The organism is Thaumasiovibrio subtropicus (genome assembly GCF_019703835.1).
Classification (GTDB): domain Bacteria; phylum Pseudomonadota; class Gammaproteobacteria; order Enterobacterales; family Vibrionaceae; genus Thaumasiovibrio; species Thaumasiovibrio subtropicus.
Window position 1 is genome coordinate 427,515 of the sequence record NZ_AP023055.1, and the last position, 17,023, is coordinate 444,537.

General features: G+C 46.0%; 12 protein-coding genes. 8 read left to right on the forward strand and 4 right to left on the reverse strand.

From position 1 onward, the window contains the following. Positions 1 to 361: 361 nt before the first annotated feature. The 5 genes from TSUB_RS18255 (at position 362) to TSUB_RS18275 (ending at position 6,281) form a co-directional block, all read left to right on the forward strand. Positions 362 to 1,381: an ABC transporter permease subunit gene (locus TSUB_RS18255; protein WP_087025195.1), complete on the forward strand. Its 1,020-nt coding sequence runs from the start codon at positions 362 to 364 to the stop codon at positions 1,379 to 1,381. A 3-nt stretch (positions 1,382 to 1,384) separates the two neighbouring features. Beyond that, positions 1,385 to 2,428, forward strand: coding sequence for an ABC transporter permease (locus TSUB_RS18260; RefSeq protein WP_087025193.1), 1,044 nt, complete (start codon positions 1,385 to 1,387; stop codon positions 2,426 to 2,428). Between the two features lie 71 nt (positions 2,429 to 2,499). Beyond that, positions 2,500 to 4,299 carry an extracellular solute-binding protein gene (locus tag TSUB_RS18265; RefSeq protein ID WP_087025191.1) on the forward strand — a complete coding sequence of 600 codons (1,800 nt, stop codon included), beginning with the start codon at positions 2,500 to 2,502 and terminating at the stop codon, positions 4,297 to 4,299. A gap of 10 nt (positions 4,300 to 4,309) precedes the next feature. After that, on the forward strand, positions 4,310 to 5,329 hold the full coding sequence (locus tag TSUB_RS18270) for an ABC transporter ATP-binding protein (protein ID WP_087025189.1): 1,020 nt from the start codon (positions 4,310 to 4,312) through the stop codon (positions 5,327 to 5,329). Next, a complete protein-coding gene (locus TSUB_RS18275) occupies positions 5,322 to 6,281 on the forward strand; it encodes an ABC transporter ATP-binding protein (protein WP_087025187.1) in 960 nt (319 codons plus the stop codon). Before TSUB_RS18270 ends, TSUB_RS18275 begins: the two co-directional genes overlap by 8 nt. 814 nt (positions 6,282 to 7,095) lie before the next feature. On the opposite strand, the gene TSUB_RS18280 is transcribed toward TSUB_RS18275, so the two are convergent. After that, entirely contained in the window at positions 7,096 to 7,890 is a 795-nt protein-coding gene (locus TSUB_RS18280; RefSeq protein WP_159065022.1) for a helix-turn-helix domain-containing protein, read from the reverse strand. A 403-nt stretch (positions 7,891 to 8,293) separates the two neighbouring features. Between TSUB_RS18280 and TSUB_RS18285 the strand changes: the two genes are divergently transcribed. Both TSUB_RS18285 and TSUB_RS18290 read left to right on the forward strand, forming a co-directional pair. Beyond that, positions 8,294 to 9,142, forward strand: coding sequence for a hypothetical protein (locus tag TSUB_RS18285; protein WP_087025184.1), 849 nt, complete (start codon positions 8,294 to 8,296; stop codon positions 9,140 to 9,142). 51 nt (positions 9,143 to 9,193) lie between these two features. Next, complete coding sequence (locus TSUB_RS18290; RefSeq protein WP_221274644.1) at positions 9,194 to 12,178, forward strand: zinc-dependent metalloprotease; 2,985 nt, start codon at positions 9,194 to 9,196, stop codon at positions 12,176 to 12,178. A gap of 214 nt (positions 12,179 to 12,392) precedes the next feature. Here TSUB_RS18290 and TSUB_RS18295 read toward each other — a convergent pair whose 3' ends face one another. After that, on the reverse strand, positions 12,393 to 13,361 hold the full coding sequence (locus TSUB_RS18295) for an IS110 family RNA-guided transposase (protein WP_246616343.1): 969 nt from the start codon (positions 13,359 to 13,361) through the stop codon (positions 12,393 to 12,395). A 121-nt stretch (positions 13,362 to 13,482) separates the two neighbouring features. Between TSUB_RS18295 and TSUB_RS18300 the strand changes: the two genes are divergently transcribed. Continuing rightward, positions 13,483 to 14,310: a hypothetical protein gene (locus TSUB_RS18300; RefSeq protein ID WP_221274645.1), complete on the forward strand. Its 828-nt coding sequence runs from the start codon at positions 13,483 to 13,485 to the stop codon at positions 14,308 to 14,310. Between the two features lie 98 nt (positions 14,311 to 14,408). Here TSUB_RS18300 and TSUB_RS18305 read toward each other — a convergent pair whose 3' ends face one another. After that, on the reverse strand, positions 14,409 to 14,846 hold the full coding sequence (locus tag TSUB_RS18305; RefSeq protein WP_087025180.1) for an acyl-CoA thioesterase: 438 nt from the start codon (positions 14,844 to 14,846) through the stop codon (positions 14,409 to 14,411). Positions 14,847 to 15,027: 181 nt separating this feature from the next. Further along, positions 15,028 to 17,007, reverse strand: a complete 1,980-nt coding sequence (locus tag TSUB_RS18310) for an acetoacetate--CoA ligase (protein WP_087025178.1) — start codon at positions 17,005 to 17,007, stop codon at positions 15,028 to 15,030. Between the last annotated feature and the right edge of the window lie 16 nt (positions 17,008 to 17,023).

Consider the following 17,023-nt stretch of genomic DNA (forward strand, 5'->3'; position numbering starts at 1 on the left):
ATTTCAGATACAAGTATTACGCCCACCGTATTTGCTGATGAAATGTAAACACGGTGTTTTTTCGAGCCAGTTCGCGTTACGAATTCATCATCCGAGCCTAAAGACATCATGATTTGGTGTTTTAGCTGAGTCGCTTGGTTTCGGGTCCTTCGCGCTATATCGTGTTTAATGAGAATACCCCCAGCTATCTCAGTACACAGAGATGAGATGGGTATAACTATTAATCAATGCACTGCCGCGATTCAAACGTATCTATCATTACAAATGTGATGCTGTTGAACAGGAGTAATCAATCGATTACTCAAGTACTTAGTTATTGCGATTTGAGTCGTTGAAGGAATTCGGAAGAAGGAGCTTTTGTTTGTTAGCCTATTTTGGACGGCGTCTACTGTTAATTATCCCAACATTTATCGGGGTAACACTGATGGTATTTACGCTTACCCGCTTTGTCCCTGGTGGCCCTGTAGAGCGGATGATCTCAGAAATGCAAATGCAGTCGATGGAAGGTGGCCGTGCGAGCCAGCAAGGTAACCAAACACTGTCCGATGACCAAATTGCAGAACTTAATGCTTACTATGGCTTAGATAAGCCTATTCTTGTCGCCTACTGGGAGTGGTTGAACAAGCTCGTCCGTTTTGACTTGGGTGAGTCGACGCGCTACTACGAACCGGTTTGGGACATGATCTCGGAACGATTACCCGTCTCCGTATTCTATGGGTTCTGGACCTTTATTATCAGTTATCTCGTTTCCATACCCTTGGGGGTGCTTAAAGCGCTCCGCCACGGCAGTCGGGTAGATAACGCCACTTCTGTCGCCGTCTTTATGGGCTATGCCCTGCCAAACTATGTTGTTGGTGTGTTCTTGATCACCATTTTCTCCTTCCATATGGATTGGTTTCCGATGGGTGGCTTTACGAGTGATGACTTCGATGACTTTACCCTTGTTCAACAAATCCTAGATATCGCCCATCACGCCGTTCTGCCGATGATTTGTTACATCATTGGTGACTTCGCTATCTTAACGATGACAATGAAAAACAACTTGTTGGAAAACCTTGCCGCTGATTATGTGAAAACAGCAATCGCGAAGGGTTTGCCTTTCAAACAAGCGGTGAAGAAACACGCCCTGCGTAACAGTTTGATCCCAATTGCCAGTCACTTGGGTAACGTTGTGTCTGTTTTCGTTGCGGGTTCGTTCTTGATTGAGGTGGTCTTCAACATTGACGGCATTGGCCTTCTTGGTTACGAGTCCATCATGGAACGCGACTATCCTGTTGTGATGGGTATCTTGGCGATTTCATCTCTGCTACTGATGCTGGGTAATGTCCTGTCGGATGTCTGTGTTGCCCTCGTCGATCCACGTGTTAAGTTCGGGAGCTAAGCGATGAAACTGGATCCATTAACGAAAAAGAAGATTCGTCGTTTTCGTTCAATTAAACGAAGCTACTACTCTTTTATTATTCTCTCGACGCTGATCTTGCTGGCATCAGTTGCTGAACTGTTTGTGAACAATAAGGCGCTGGTTGTCTCCTATCAGGGTAGCCTTTACTTCCCAACATACAGCGCTGTGCGCACCGGGCAGTTCTTCGGCGAAGATTATGAGTACGAGGCAAATTATCGCGAGCTAAAACAGAAGTTTGATGAAGCGGACGAAGGTAACTGGGTGTTGATGCCTATTGTTCCTTGGAACCCTTATGAGCAAGACTTCAACGGTGAGGCGTATCCGCCTAACGCACCGTCATTGGAAAGCCGTCACTTCCTTGGTACTGATGAGTCTGGTCGAGATGTCCTTGCCCGTTTGATCTACGGCTTTCGCATCGCTATCTGGTTTGCGGTACTGACGCTGGCAATCTGTTATACCATCGGTGTGTTGGTAGGGTGCTTGATGGGCTACCTTGGCGGCAAGTTTGATTTGGTCATGCAGCGGATCATCGAAGTGTGGTCTATGGTGCCGTTCCTTTACGTCATCATGATTATGGTGTCGATCATACAACCGAGTTTCTTCCTCTTCGTGTTGATAAACGTACTCTTTGGCTGGATAGGGATAACGTGGTACATGCGTACCATGACCTATAAAGAAAAAGCGCGAGAGTACGTGATGGCGGCAAAAGCGCAGGGTGCAGGTACATGGCGAGTGATCACTAAGCACATCTTGCCAAATACCATGGTCATGATCGTGACGCTCGCCCCTTTCGGTATCGTCACCAACATTACCATGCTGACGGCGTTGGATTACTTAGGGTTGGGTCTTGTGCCACCCACACCAAGTTGGGGGGATCTCCTTCAGCAAGGTAAATCGAATCTGAATGCGTGGTGGATCATGTCGTCTGTCGTCGGCGCGATTGTCACTGTTCTTACTATGGTGACCTTTATCGGTGAAGGTGTTCGCGAAGCCTTTGACCCGAAAAAGCACACTCGTTACACCTGATGCACGGATTCACTATGAAGCAATATTTACTGTCCGCCGCGAAGGCGGACAAGAAAGCAAGGGAGCTGCCAATGAAAAAATTACTAATGAGCCTGACAGCCTTGTCAGCAATGTGGCTGTCACCGAGCTGGGCAAACACGCTGCCTGAAGGCCTGAACTGGATTAACAATAACGACCAAGCCACCTTTGGTGATGCAAATGCGAAACAAGGCGGAACTTACCGCTTACGTATCGAGAGTTTTCCGCTAACCATGCGCACAGTGGGGCCGGATTCGAACGGTTCATTCCGTCCCTTCTTGTTAGATGGCAACCCGCTTTTGATGCAAATGCATCCAAATACCCGCAAGAACATTCCGGCGATCGCCAAGGAATGGGCATATGCTGACGACAACAAAACCATGTATTTCCGATTGGATCCCGCAGCGCGTTGGTCTGACGGTGAAGAGATCACAGCGGAAGATTTTGAGTTTGTGTTTGAGTACATGACGAGTGAGCACATCAAAGCGCCTTGGTACACAAACTTCTTTTCGACCAAAGTAGTTGGTATCACGGTTTATGATGACTATACCTTTGCGTTGCATTCTGCTGATGCATTGGCTCGAGATGAACTGAGTCAGCGCCTCAACATTGGTCCTCGTCCAGCACACTATTACCCAGAGGGCATTCCGTCAGACTGGGTGCGCCGTTATAACTGGAAAAACGAACCCGTGACGGGTCCATACCATGTCTCCAAGATTAAAAAGGGTCGCTATGTGACCTTGGATAAAGTGGAAGATTGGTGGGGCTACACCAATAAGTACTATCAGCACCGATACAATGTTGATCGCATTCGTATCAAAGTGATTCGTGATAAAGACATCGCCATTAAGCACTTTGAGAAGGGTGACATCGATTCATTTGCAATGACGTTCCCTTCACTTTGGCATGATAAAGGCAAAGGCGAACTTTATGATACGGGTTACCTTCACAAGTCATGGCTCTACAACAATCAGCCGCAAGGGGCGGCAGGTGTATGGCTTAACTTGCAAGATGGCTTAATGTCAGATGCCAATATCCGTAAAGGGATTGCGCACAGTCTCAACGTTAAGAAGATGATTGATATCGTTCTTCGTGGTGACTATGTCCAATTGCAAGCCTTTGGTTCAGGTTATGGCGTCTATGATAACAAAGACATTCGTGCTGAAGTCTTCGACCCTGAAGCCGCGATTGATTACTTTGCTAAAGCGGGTTTTGACACCTTGGGTGATGATGGCGTTCGCGTCAATGCCAAGGGTGAGCGCTTGGCAATTACCATGACGTATCTCTCTAAGATGCACACGCCACGTGTTGTCGTTTTAAAAGAGGAAGCACGTAAGACGGGCCTTGAAATCAACTTAAAGTTGGTTGATGGCGCGACAGGCTTTAAGTCTCTGTTAGAAAAGAAACACCAAGTTGCGTTCTTGGGCATGGGTTCAGGTATGTTGCCGGCTTACTGGCAGTACTTCCATTCTGACAATGCTAAGACACAGACAAACAACTTTACCAACTATGCTGATCCTGAGATGGATGCCTTAATTGATCAGTTCGATTCTGAGTTTGATTCTGACGTTAAAGCAGCGCTTTCTCGTAAAATTCAAACCAAAATTGCTGACTGTGACTGTGTCATTCCGACTTACTCTGTGCCATTTGCACGCGGCGCGCACTGGCGCTATGTCAAACTGCCAGAAGGACTAGGCACGTCGCTTTCAAGTGACATTCTTGATGCTTCACGCATTGAGTACGGTCTATTTTGGATTGATACCGAAGAAAAAGCACGGGTTCTTGAAGCACTGGATGACGACAAAGTGTTTGAACCATCGACAACCATTGATCGTCGCTTCCTGAGCAATTAAGGAGTTAATGATGAGCGAAAATAGAGATATCATTCTCCAGCTAAAACAACTGGAAACGACATTCACCACTGATGATGGCCCGGTAAAGGTGCTTGATGGCGTTAGCTTCGACGTACCACGCGGTAAAACCATCGGCGTTGTCGGTGAGTCAGGTTGTGGTAAAAGTGTGACCGCCAACTCGATCATGGGCCTACTTCCACAACCTTATGGTCAAATTACCGCGGGTAGCATTGAATTTGAAGGTCGCAACCTCGCCACCATTCCGCCAGCGGAGAAGTATCAGTTGCGCGGCAATAAAATCTCGATGATCTTCCAAGAGCCGATGACTGCGCTAAACCCGGTGCATACCATCGGTCGTCAACTGAGTGAAGTGTTTGAGCTGCACCGTCCAGAACTGGATAAAGCTGGCCGTCGACAAGCATCGTTAGAAATGCTGAAAAAAGTGGGGATCCCAGCGCCAGAGAAGCGCTTGGATGTTTATCCTCATGAGCTTTCTGGTGGTATGCGACAGCGCGTTATGATTGCCATCGCACTGGCTTGTGAACCTGATATTTTGATCGCGGATGAGCCGACGACGGCGTTGGATGTGACCATTCAGGCGCAGATCCTTGATTTGATGCTTGAGTTGCAACGTGATACCGGGATGGCGATTATCTTCATCACCCATGATCTGGGCGTTGTTGCTGAAATGTGTGACGAAGTAGTTGTGATGTATGCTGGTCGCGTTGTTGAACAAGCCAATGTGTTTGAGTTGTTCGAAAACCCACGCCACCCGTATACGCAAGGCCTGCTACGTTCTATCCCGCGTTTAGAAGGTAAAACAAAAACCAAGCTAGATACGATTCCTGGCTCAGTGCCAGCATTGTCTGAAATGCCATCTGGCTGTCGATTCAGTAATCGATGCGACCGCAGTTCACCCGCGTGCAGTAGCGGTGAACGTCCACCACTCACTTTGGTGAATCATGGTCATCAGGTAGCTTGTTTTAATGCTCAGGAATGGGTAGGCACGGAGGCAGCAGTCAATGAGTGATACAGTTTTCGAAATCAAGGATCTGCAGCAGCACTATAAAATCGGTGGTGGACTGTTCAATCCGGCGAAGTACGTTTATGCAGTCGATGGGGTGTCGTTTAGCCTAAAAGCAGGCGAGACCCTTGGCTTAGTTGGTGAATCAGGGTGTGGTAAGAGCTCGGTAGGGCGCACCTTATTGAAGCTACACGATCCAACGGGCGGCAAAATTTTCTTTGAAGGTCGCGATATCACCAATTTGTCGCAGCGCGAGATGGTGTCTTTGCGCAAAGAGTTGCAAATTGTCTTTCAAGACCCGATGGAAAGCCTTAACGTTCGCCATACCATCGGCAATATTCTAGAAGAGCCGTTTGAAATCCACGGCATTGGTACCAAAGCGGAGCGTCGTCAGTGGGCGAAAGAGCTACTGGTACGTGTTGGACTGCAAGAGAGCGCTATTGATCGTTACCCGCACGAGTTTTCTGGGGGGCAACGTCAGCGTATCGGTATCGCTCGAGCGATTGCGCTGAAGCCTAAGTTGATTGTGTGTGATGAAGCGGTCTCTGCGCTCGATGTCTCTGTTCAATCGCAAGTCATCAACTTGTTGCTCGAACTGCAGGAAGAGCTTAACCTCGCGTTAATCTTCATTGCGCACGATCTGTCGGTTGTTCGTCACATTTCTGACCGCATCGCAGTGATGTATCTAGGTAAAATTGTTGAAATGGCAGAGGTAGAGACGCTGTTTGACAATCCGAAACACCCTTATACGCAAGCACTCATCTCAGCGATTCCGGTGCCAGATCCACGTCGTAAAGGTCAGCGAATCATTTTACAAGGTGACGTGCCTTCGCCGTTGAACCCACCAGCAGGCTGCCACTTTGCAAGCCGTTGTCGTCTTGCAGAGCCACCATGCCAATCACAGCGCCCAGTCTTAAAGGGCGATGACCACCAAGTGGCTTGCCACTTAGCGGTTTAAGCGTAAGGTTCAAATACGTTTTCAAAGGCCTCAATGAAGATTGAGGCCTTTTTTGTTGCGCTTTTTCTGAGTCAGAAGAGATTGCTATCTGCGCGGTGTTCGCCTGAGGCGGCTCAGCAGTGTATTTGGTCTTAGTCTGTGTACTCAAGCACCTTGAGCTGGACAGAGTATAAGTATCAAGCAGTGTCGCTTGGTGTCAAAGAGTCGCTCGTGATGTGAGAGGGTTGACGAAGATGGCTTATATGGGCTGCTTTGCCTTTTCTTTAAGGCTTTTCTTAACTAGGTTGCCTTTGTATTTGCTGGTTAATAACTAGTCGTTAACAATGCATTAACTTTCAGTTTTCTGTTTTGTTACTCATGATGTGAGGTACGAGTCTATTCAGTTCTAGGGACTAATTATTTTGAGTCGGTGTTTTTGAGATTGAATGGTCACCGATGGTAAATTGGCTTCATGTCAAAATCTTGGTCAAAGGTAAACGATTGCCTTTCTAATATGTGTGACTCATTACCTGTTTTGTACTGAATACTGTGGTTAAATGCAAAAGCAAACGATTGTATTTGGTTATTCGTATGTATTTGAAGCAGGCGTGTTAAACACATCGTAGGTAGTAAATGAGAACATTTTGCATTTGATTGGAAATATTTTTCTGATAGGAAATTGGGTGTGTTGACTAATTAAGTAACCACGTTTCCATATTGTTATAATGTAACAATTGAATAAAAAATAAAAGCGCACTTTTTATTAGTGCGCTAATAGTAATTAATCTAAGTCGAGTGACCAAATTTAATGCGAGTAAACTAATTTAGAAATAACTTATGCTGTTTCTAATTGGTGTTGTTGAATTAGCCCTTTTACTTGATTTAAGAAGTCACCCGGCATCGGTTTTATTCCGTCAGAGAAACTCACTGCTTTATGCTCTCCAATGACAAATAAAATATTGCGCTGGTAATCTTTGTCAGTGTTACCCTCTTGTACATTCTGATTATGGCAGCGTAATATCTCTTGTGTTACCATGGCCTCTATATTATCAACTTGGTCTTCACTCAGCATCATGCGTGAACACGCCAGCTTGGTGGACTCCTCACAGTTCATCGCTTGTTGCTTGAGGATTGAGACATGCTGCTTACTGAGTTTTGAGTCATCAGACAGCTTGTAGTGGTAAGGCCCGATGAGTGAGAAACGGTTGCCTTCGTGTAACTTCATTAAACCGATCATCTCGAGAGCACGAAGAAAACGGTAGGTGGCCGCCTCGTCGAGGTCGTACCGGGCCTGTATGTCGGCTAGGTTATTGGTTTTATGCTTGATTTCTCTATAAAAATCATAGAGTTCAGGGAACTGGAAGAAGACTTCGTCCTGAACGGCATTGAAGCAATCTTCATTGTTATGCTGAAGCTGCGACGCTAGCTTGTGTACTTCTTCAAGCGTGACATTGACTTCATTACAGTAAGTAATGAGCCTATCTAGCGTGATACTAGAGCTATGCAAATGACGCTTCAGTGTCGACAAGGGGACGTTGATACGTTCTGCTAGGTTGTTATAGGTCAGGCCGTTCTGCTTAATGATATTTCGCAGGGCCATTAATAGATATTCCGAGTTAACTGCTCGCATTGTTTTACTCCCGATCTGACTATGCATTCCATTGTGTATAGGAATAAAAAGCTAATGGAATCCGCAATTGTGTTTAAACGCTTTTAATTATTAATACTTCGCTCTTCTGTCCTAGCCAGCAAACAGAGAGTTCAATCTCGAAGCACTTTTTGAACCTGAAAGTCTCATCAGGTGGTATGTTGCAATCATATTACAAAAAGAATCAAATCCCAAATGGTTTTGCTAATTTGAACATAAATTTATCAGTTCAATTCAACGGCTGAATGTTTTGTTTCCTTTTTGACCCAAAATTAAAAAGTCAAATCTACAAAGGAATAATAAATATCCATGAATGCTGATTATTATAAGGAGCTACTTTCAATTCAAGGTAGCTAAGTAATTGTAAACACAAGGAAGCGTAAATATGCCGAAATATAACTCGCTGATTTTGCTCGGTGCTGCTTTAATGTCTGCTTCTGTTATTGCAGCTGAAAATGAAAGTGGGCAATCGGAAGAAAATAAAGCAGAAGAAGTGAAAGTTTCTTCTCCATGGAGTGTGGGCCTTTCGGGCAGTTACTCTCGAAATGCCTACAAAGATTCGGCATATAATGCAAAGCGTACGTTTTCTGCAAACGTCTCTGTATCAAGGAAATTTTGGAATGATTACCGCTTCACCGTATCGGGTGGTGGCTACCGCTCACTTGATGGGGCGATCGGTTGGTACGAGACCGATATCTTTGGCACTGTGTCTAAATCAAATTTTGTAACACTTTTTGACACAATTAAATCTTCTGCGAGCCTGCGCTTTTCTTTACCTATCTCTGAATTGTCTCGCAAAGACAAATTGCGCACGTCAGTGCGTGGTGCGATTGCTTTCCGTTATTCGCCGGAAGAAGGCTTGTTCGAAAACTTCACTCTGGGTTTGACGCCACGTGTGACAAAAAATTTCCACGAATATAAAACGGTAGGTACTCGCTCTTTAACTGAGTGGAATCTCAGTAACCTCACCTCTTTAAGTTATAGCTATGGTAAATGGTCTGCACGAATCGATTTCCTGAATAGTGCTAACTATAGCTATCAAGGCACCCGTAAGCCGCTCTCGATGACTCACACTGAGTCTATTTCATACCAAGTAACACCAAAGTTCGGTGTTAGCGCTGGTCACACCAACAGCGTGACCTTCTTCGACCGAGAGCAGGGGCCAGACCCAGTATTTGAGTTCTTTGATGAGCGAAGTTCAACGTTCTTTATCTCAGCAAACTACAACTTTTAAACCACAAAAACCACAACAAACCGGATGTGACTATTAGTTAAGGAGTAGCACATGATAACTAGAAAGCTGCCAATCGCGGCTGCTATAGGTCTGGCACTGTCAGGCTGTGGCGCCGACGATCAAGCGTATGACACGGTTTCAAAGCCTGTCGAGCAAGTATCAAAAAATAGTATTCGTACAGACAAGGTTTATCTGTATATGCCTTCTATGGCAAAAGCACCTGATTATGCGGTAAGCATGAAGCCGTTCTGGCAAGGTGAAGAGAAGCTAGTAACAGTGGCGTTTACTGAAAATGGCTTAAACGTTCGCATGCTAAATAAAGACTTCATCAGTCAAAATGATATTGATGCGAGCCAAAAAGAAGACATAGACCGCTTTGTGGCGCGTTGGGCTGATGAGCAAACGAACCATCGTCCAGTTATCACTATTCCAGGTAAGTACGTCGACTACCAATGTAAAGAAGACTCTTGGGGTGACTGTACTAACAAAGAAGAAAAAGTAGACGAAAACGAAGTAGCATGGGAAGACCGTGGCTATTTCGTCCCTGACTACGAGAAAGTCGTTGTTCATGAGCGCACGTGGGATGACCTATTTACCTTCTCTAATGGTTGTTACAGCGTTAAAGGTAGCCCACGCCTAGCAACTGACGCTGCAAGCGGTTGGGAAGGCTATGAGTTATCTGAGACCGGCGCACTTAACTTTGAAGTAGAACAAGACTACACCGTGAACAACTCATGGCGTTGTATGATCGGTGCGTTGTCTCGCAACAACTTTGATATGAGCGAACTCACCTTTACGGTTTCTAAGTTCTACTCGCTAGTACCGTTAGATGAGCTTCGCAGTAAAGAGTACGACCCTGTCGTATACCGCCGTGGTGACCGTGACTCTTTCGGTTTCTTTGCGAGCACAGTTGGTCGCCCAGATGTGTCTTACACCTCAGGCAAAATGGATCAAGAGTTTGATTACCTACACCGTTTCAATCCTGATTTGCCAGCGATCGAGTACCACCTGTCGAACAGCTTTGATCTGAACGAAGAAACTAAATTCTATAAGCAGATCACCATTGATGTTGTCAATAAGATCAACCCGCAATTGACCGCGGTTGGTATGCCACCAATTAAACTCCATGAGCCATCAGGCAAGCAATCTGGTGACTTACGTTATAACGTGGTTAACCTGATTGATGAGCCATTGGCTAACGGTCTTGCAGGTTACGGTCCTTCCGCTGTTAACCCAGTAACGGGCGAAATTGTTCACGCACACGTTAACCAATACTCTGGCGTACTCCGTGCCGGTGCAAGCTGGACATGGGAAAGCATTGTTAAAGACTACAATAACCCTGGTCGTGTTGATCCATTAGTAAAACCAGTTGTTGAGGAAGCCCCAACGGCAGACGTTCCTGCTGACGCTGAAACTAAATCCCTTGCTGTTGCTTCACAAGATGCTTCAACTGTGCTTGAGAGTGCTTACTTAGACCAAGAGATTGCATCACTTTATAACGAAGCGACACCTGAAGGTTTCGAGTCTTTAGAAGAAGCCGTTCTTCGTTACAATGAAGTGATGTCAAACAGCGAAGATTACTCAAACGTTGAAGAGTTCTTTATTGATGAAGAGCTAGAAGCACGTTTTTGGTCTGAGAACAACATGTTCCCAATCACGGCTCTTCGTGCAGGCGCGACGCTTAAAACGCTACCAACTGAAATTGGTGGTATGACGTTTGATTGGATGAACCCTGTACTGTGGGAAAACCCAGAGCAAGCGGGCACTGCAGAAGGTCGATTGAAGCGTTGGAAAGACCTAGACAAGCGCACACAAGCGGATATCAGCTTATTCTTGTCAGGTGTTTTCTATGCGAAAACATTAGTCCACGAGTTTGGTCATAACTTTGGTCTTCGCCACAACTTCAAAGGTAGTAACGATTACGAGAACTACTTCACTGAGTCTGAGTTGGCGACACATGGTCTGAAAATGGTACCTGGCTACTCTTCGATCATGGATTACAACCCTTCAATGCTAAATGCGTTGCCTGTATTTGGTCCATATGACCTAGCAGCACTGCGCTTTGGCTACAGCCGTCAGGTAGAAGCGGATGTCACGTCTCGCGAAGATGGTACGATTGCTGAATCTGAGTTCGTCAGCGTTAAGCACCTTGATGAGCAGTTGTTGGATGCGGTTCTAGACCCATATGCAGATTTCCCTGTGCCAACTTATGACGGTGTTATTAAAGGGCTGACAGCATCAGTGCAGAACTTTAATCCAGAAGCGTCATCAGCGGATACGCCAGAAGCGAAATTCTCTGATATCAACATCCGTGATTTCAAATACTGTACCGATGGTAACGTATCACTAAATAACGACTGTAATCGTCACGATGAAGGCCGTAACCGCTCTGAAATCATGGCTTACAATCTAGAGTCATACAACGACTGGTACTACACGCGTACTATTCGCGGTGACCGTGCAACATTTACTGAATCAACGTTATCACGTTATGCATTAAGCCGTATTAGCTTCTTTATGCGTCTACGTGACTCCATTCAGGATTACGAGGACTTCCGTGGGCCTGTTGGTCGTGCATTTGGTTTAGATAACTTCTCAGACTATGACATGATGAATGTGTCGGCGAGTGACTCTTGGATTTGTAACACTGAGAATCCATACTTTGCTGAACATACTTTTGATTATGACTTCTTCTGTGGTGCTGCGAAATCAGTTAGTCAGCTAACAAGCCAGCTTTACTCTGTATTAACTACACCTGATCACACTTGTGAAGTGACTGATGCAGACGATAAAGTCAGCTATGTAAACCTCTACGACTTGATTGATGATTTCCGTAACCGTAGTTACTTCGAAATGAATCATGTGCCAGAGTCTTGTTTTGATGAGAGTGTTGTAAAACTGCTGGATTCAAAAGGTCAAACTGTGATAGCTGAAGCGGGTAAATACCTCAACAGTGGCAGTGCGCCAGTACCAGCACCTGAGAACCAATACTCATATATGGTCTTCCCTCTATTGGCAAGATACCAATGTCGATAAAAGGGACAGGTTGCTTTCATATATCCGGCCTATGCGTGAAGCTCGTGTGGCTTCTGGCCTTGATGACACTTCGCGCATATAGCCCTTATCAAATTAACGGTTTTGGTAAACCTTTGAGTATATCAGGGTCCCTATATGCTGGTCTTACCTGTTTTTCATCTAAACTGCTATCTACGCAATATCTGGTGTGTGACGCTTTAGTTAAATCTTTCTGTTAAACCGCCGCTGGCGCTTTATAGCTTTCTCCTCGACAGATAATGACCCACGCGATACGGATTATCTTATTCGCCAGCGCCACCACAGCCTTGTTAAAACCTCGCCTTTCAACCAGCCGCAATATCCATTGACTAAGCCTGTCTGTTTTGCCATCGGCTCGACTCACAACCGCTCTTGCACCATGAACCACGAATGACCTTAACTGCTGATTCCCTCGCTTTGTAATGCCAAGCAATACCTCTCGACCTCCCGTGCTAAATTGCTTGGGCACTAAACCTAAGGCTGCTGACGCATCACGCCCTCGTTTAAATTGCTCACCACTTCCCATCCAGGCTCTTAAGGAAAAACTCACCACGGGACCAATACCTGGCACTTTTATCAAACGCTGACAAACGTCTTTTTGCTTCACTTTTTCGGCCAACCTTTCGTCGTACCACTGTAGCTCTTCGTCAAGCCTTTCGAGTTGTGTGTATTGCCTGAATAAAAGCGCTCGAAATTCGTCGGTTAAGCCGTTCTCAACATCTTCTAGAATAAAAGGCAGCGATTTACGCAATACCTGACTTCCTCTCGCCAGCACTACCCCATACTCCGCCAGCAACCCTCTCACATGATTGATTAAGCGCTTTCTGTCACTACTCACGTGTTGACGCATGAGCAAAAAAGTTTGGTCGTCTTGCTGCGCTAGGGATTTGACCGCAACGGGGCGAATCGCACCGTGCTGACACGCTTCTGCGATGGCCTTTGCATCGTTATAGTCATTCTTTTGGCCTCGTAAATAGCCTTTCACATGCTGAGCGGGAAGTAATACAACAGAGTGCCCTAGCTGGCCTATTTTTCGTCCCCAGTAATGCGCTGTACCGCATGCTTCCATCGCAATGACACAAGTCTCTAGCTTCGAGAGATAGCCAATGAGCTGTTGTCGATTTAATTTCTTTCTCTCAACTTGCTTACCCTGTTTGTCCAACATGATGAAGTAAAAGTATTCTTTGCTAAATCGATACCAATGGTTTTACACTTATTCATGGTCTTCCCTCGTTTTTAGATAGGCGATTTATCAACGCTATCTTGGCACATTGCGATGCCGATTAGTGCGAGGGAAGACCATTACATCAAACGTTATTGACTTCTTAGGCCACTGGCCTGACAAACTCGCTGCTATTACAACGCTAGTTGACCGTGATGGTTTCCGTGCGACAACAGACCGCACGACTAAAGCCCTAATCGATATCCCATGGCGTCGTGGTGTAGTAGAAAATGGCGAAACTAAGTTCTATTTCTACGACCGTAGCATATTGCTGTTCAACTCAATCCTACTGGGTGCAGATGGTTACACGGCTAACTTCAAAGACGAAAGCGGCAAGTTCCGTGCGCCAAAAGGTGACTTCAATGCTTGGTCTTGGGATGTGATGGTTGAACCAATGCCGTACTGGGGTAGTTCAGCTGTACGTAACTACTACGGCCTACCGTTTACAAAAGAAGTACCGCTAAACCAAGCAATCTTGATGGCAGTAATGAAGCAAACCGTGGGTGATTACGTGACGGAAGAAGATATCATTCTTGCACGTAAGATCAGTGTTCGTAACGACATTGCTAGCCACCAAGAGTACAAAACCTTTACCCGTAAGGATAATGGTGTGGCTTACATGGACGTTTATGCAACTCGCGAAAATGACTATGCATGGCGTATGATTTCACTTATCGAAGATTACGATGCGTTGAACAAAGCCATTGCAGAAGGTGTGACTGACTTTAGCACGCTTGAACTGAACGGTCTTACGGCTGAAGAGTTCCAAGATCCTGAAATCAAGAAAGACCTAGATGAGCGTTACGCACATTACACGCAGAGCTTGAACAAAATGCCAGTATTCAACAACTACTACAACGTTAATCTGAACATTAGCCTAAGCTTACGTTAGTCGTTCATACGTACTGTCGAGACCTAAACCAAAAACCGCTTTCGTGAGAAAGCGGTTTTTTTTGTGCGCTGGATAAGTGATGAACTCGGTTACTGAGATCAATCTACTTCGAGAGGAATACAGGCTTCAACAAAGGCCTTAGGCACATCACACACTGATTGATTGTGATAGTCAAAGAACACCAGACCATTCATTGCCTTTGCAATGGTGTAGCCTTTGTCAGCGTGGTAAAGGTGAAAGTAGAGCGAGCAACTGTGTTCGGTAAAGTCATCGGCATAAACTTCAAGGCTGATCGGTTCGCCGTAGAAGGCTTGGTTTTCAAACCTTGCCGCAGAATCGCCAAGAATAATGGCTTTGCCATCCACATCAGCTTCACTAAAGCCACGTGAGTAGAGAAACTGTACACGTGCTTCGTTAACAAAACCCCAAATGGCATCATTGGATAGGTGATTTGCATAGTTCACATCTGAGATCCGGACTCGCATTTCCGTCTCATAAAGCGGTGAATCGGGCAGGTCGATATTAATACGGCTCATGAACGTTCCTTGTTGTTCCTTTGTTTAACATGTTAGCCATTCGTCGAGTGGCGAATATATACTCAAGCCTGTTAAGAGGACTAGAGCAGATAACCTTCTGAAGTATAGGCACTAAATATTTCCTCTTCGATAAATTCTTTACTCTCGGCGCTGAAATATTGCTCTGCCTCTAACTTTTTAGTCATGTGCAGTGCTTAAAGATGTCACGGATTTCATTAAGGACTTGTGGGTTGGCTATCGCATTTTCATTGTTCACTTGCTCACCATGCATGATCTTTTTAACTGCCAGTTCGACTAATTTTCCCGACTTGGTTCTAGGCATATCGCTGATGACAAAAATTTGCGATGGCACATGGCGAGGCGAACAGTGCTCGCGTAGCGCCGCTTTTATCTTGTCGTGAAGGGTTGGCGCTAAAGTGTATGTATCTGCGAGTGCAACGAAGAGAATGACTTCTTCTGTCTCATTCCGTTGCAGACCAATGGCAAGGCTCTCCTTGATTTCGTTGAGCTGGTTAACAACGCGATAGATCTCAGCGGTGCCAATTCTGACGCCGCCAGGGTTTAACGTTGCGTCACTGCGGCCATAAAAGATCATGCCATCATTGATCGTCAGGCGAACTTCATCACCATGGTGCCAAACCCCCGGCGATGTTGCCCAATAGGCATTGTGGTAGGCTTGGCCGTCATCGTTCCAAAAGCCGATTGGTTGATTCGGGAAGCTATTAATACAGGCAAGCTCCCCTTTTTTCTCTTTCACTGATTGATGGTGCTCGTTCATCACTTTCACGGCCATACCCAGCGCGCGACTTTGGCACTCGCCTCTAAACACGGGTGAGATTGGGTTTCCCAAGACAAAACAACCACAAATGTCGGTACCACCTGAGATGGAAGCGAGGTGCAAGTCGGTTTTAATATGGTGATAAACAAAGTCGAATTGGTATGGATAGAGGACGGAACCCGTAGAACAGAGTGTTTTTAGATGGGTGAGGTTAACCGAATCCATAGGGTTGTAGCCGGTTTTTTGTAATGCCCCAAGGTAACCAGATGCGGTTCCAAAGAGAGTGACCGCTCGCCTTTCCGCCAGTTGCCAGAGTGTACTCGGCTGTTGTAGCGGATGCCCATCATAGATGACGAGTGTTGCGCCACTCGCCAGCGCTGAGACCTGCCAGTTCCACATCATCCAACCACATGTGGTGTAGTAAAACAGCCTGTCATGAGGTTTAACATCGCAATGCAGCTGATGCTCCTTTAAGTGATTAATCAAGGTGCCACCCACACCGTGAACGATACATTTAGGCTTTCCGGTTGTGCCCGAAGAGTACAGAACAAAGAGTGGTGCATTGAATGCCAGCCGTTGATAGCGCATCGGGCGCGCTAAAAAGTGGTTGAAAATCTCATCCCAGCTCTGGACGGGCGAATCGAGATTGAAGTCTTCCTCTTGCTCGATATCGAGGTATTCGATTTGACATAGGGAGACGACGCTTTCTAATGCTTGCCATACTTGCTGGTTTTTTGCCGCCATTGGGTGCTGTTTGCCACCATAGGGGTAGCCATCACAGCAAAATAGGACCTTTGGCGATACCTGTGCGAAGCGTTCGATGACGCTCTCTACCCCAAAGTCGGGTGAAGTGGATGTCCAAATCGCCCCTAAGCTGGTCGTTGCCAACATCGCGATGATTGTCTGTGGGATATGGGGAAGATAACCAGCGACAACATCACCTTCTTTTACGCCTTGCTGTTGGAGCCATTGGCGCACAACCGAAACCCGGTCGCAGAGCTGTTGCCAAGTGAGTGTTTCTTGCTTGCCTTGTTCATTATCGAAGAGGATCGCGGGTTCGTCAGGCGAGCGAAAAGCGTGGGCGAGCAGGTTCTCTGCGTAATTTATTTTTGCATCCGGGAACCATTGTGTATCACGGCTTGCGACAAAGTCGCCGAACTTGGGCTTACCGTGCGCCGTTATCCGTCGCCCTCGCTCGCCGACAATATCGCAAAATGCCCATACTTCGGCCCAGAATAGGGTGTTTTGTTCAACAGACCAGGTGTGGAGTTGATGGTAGTCGTGAAACAACTGTTGATGTTGTTGGCTCAGTCTGACCATAAATTGATTGAGTCTAGAGTCGGTAATACGTTCGCGAGAAGGCATCCAGAGGCTGTCAGACATAATGAACTCCTCATTA

Excerpts from the sequence above, each read along its gene's own strand:
- TSUB_RS18275 (WP_087025187.1), top strand. The coding sequence starts at position 5,322 with ATGAGTGATACAGTTTTCGAAATCAAGGATCTGCAGCAGCACTATAAA.
- TSUB_RS18280 (WP_159065022.1), bottom strand. The coding sequence starts at position 7,890 with ATGCGAGCAGTTAACTCGGAATATCTATTAATGGCCCTGCGAAATATC.
- TSUB_RS18285 (WP_087025184.1), top strand. The coding sequence starts at position 8,294 with ATGCCGAAATATAACTCGCTGATTTTGCTCGGTGCTGCTTTAATGTCT.
- TSUB_RS18310 (WP_087025178.1), bottom strand. The coding sequence starts at position 17,007 with ATGTCTGACAGCCTCTGGATGCCTTCTCGCGAACGTATTACCGACTCT.
- TSUB_RS18290 (WP_221274644.1), top strand. The coding sequence starts at position 9,194 with ATGATAACTAGAAAGCTGCCAATCGCGGCTGCTATAGGTCTGGCACTG.
- TSUB_RS18305 (WP_087025180.1), bottom strand. The coding sequence starts at position 14,846 with ATGAGCCGTATTAATATCGACCTGCCCGATTCACCGCTTTATGAGACG.
- TSUB_RS18295 (WP_246616343.1), bottom strand. The coding sequence starts at position 13,361 with ATGTTGGACAAACAGGGTAAGCAAGTTGAGAGAAAGAAATTAAATCGA.
- TSUB_RS18270 (WP_087025189.1), top strand. The coding sequence starts at position 4,310 with ATGAGCGAAAATAGAGATATCATTCTCCAGCTAAAACAACTGGAAACG.
- TSUB_RS18260 (WP_087025193.1), top strand. The coding sequence starts at position 1,385 with ATGAAACTGGATCCATTAACGAAAAAGAAGATTCGTCGTTTTCGTTCA.
- TSUB_RS18265 (WP_087025191.1), top strand. The coding sequence starts at position 2,500 with ATGAAAAAATTACTAATGAGCCTGACAGCCTTGTCAGCAATGTGGCTG.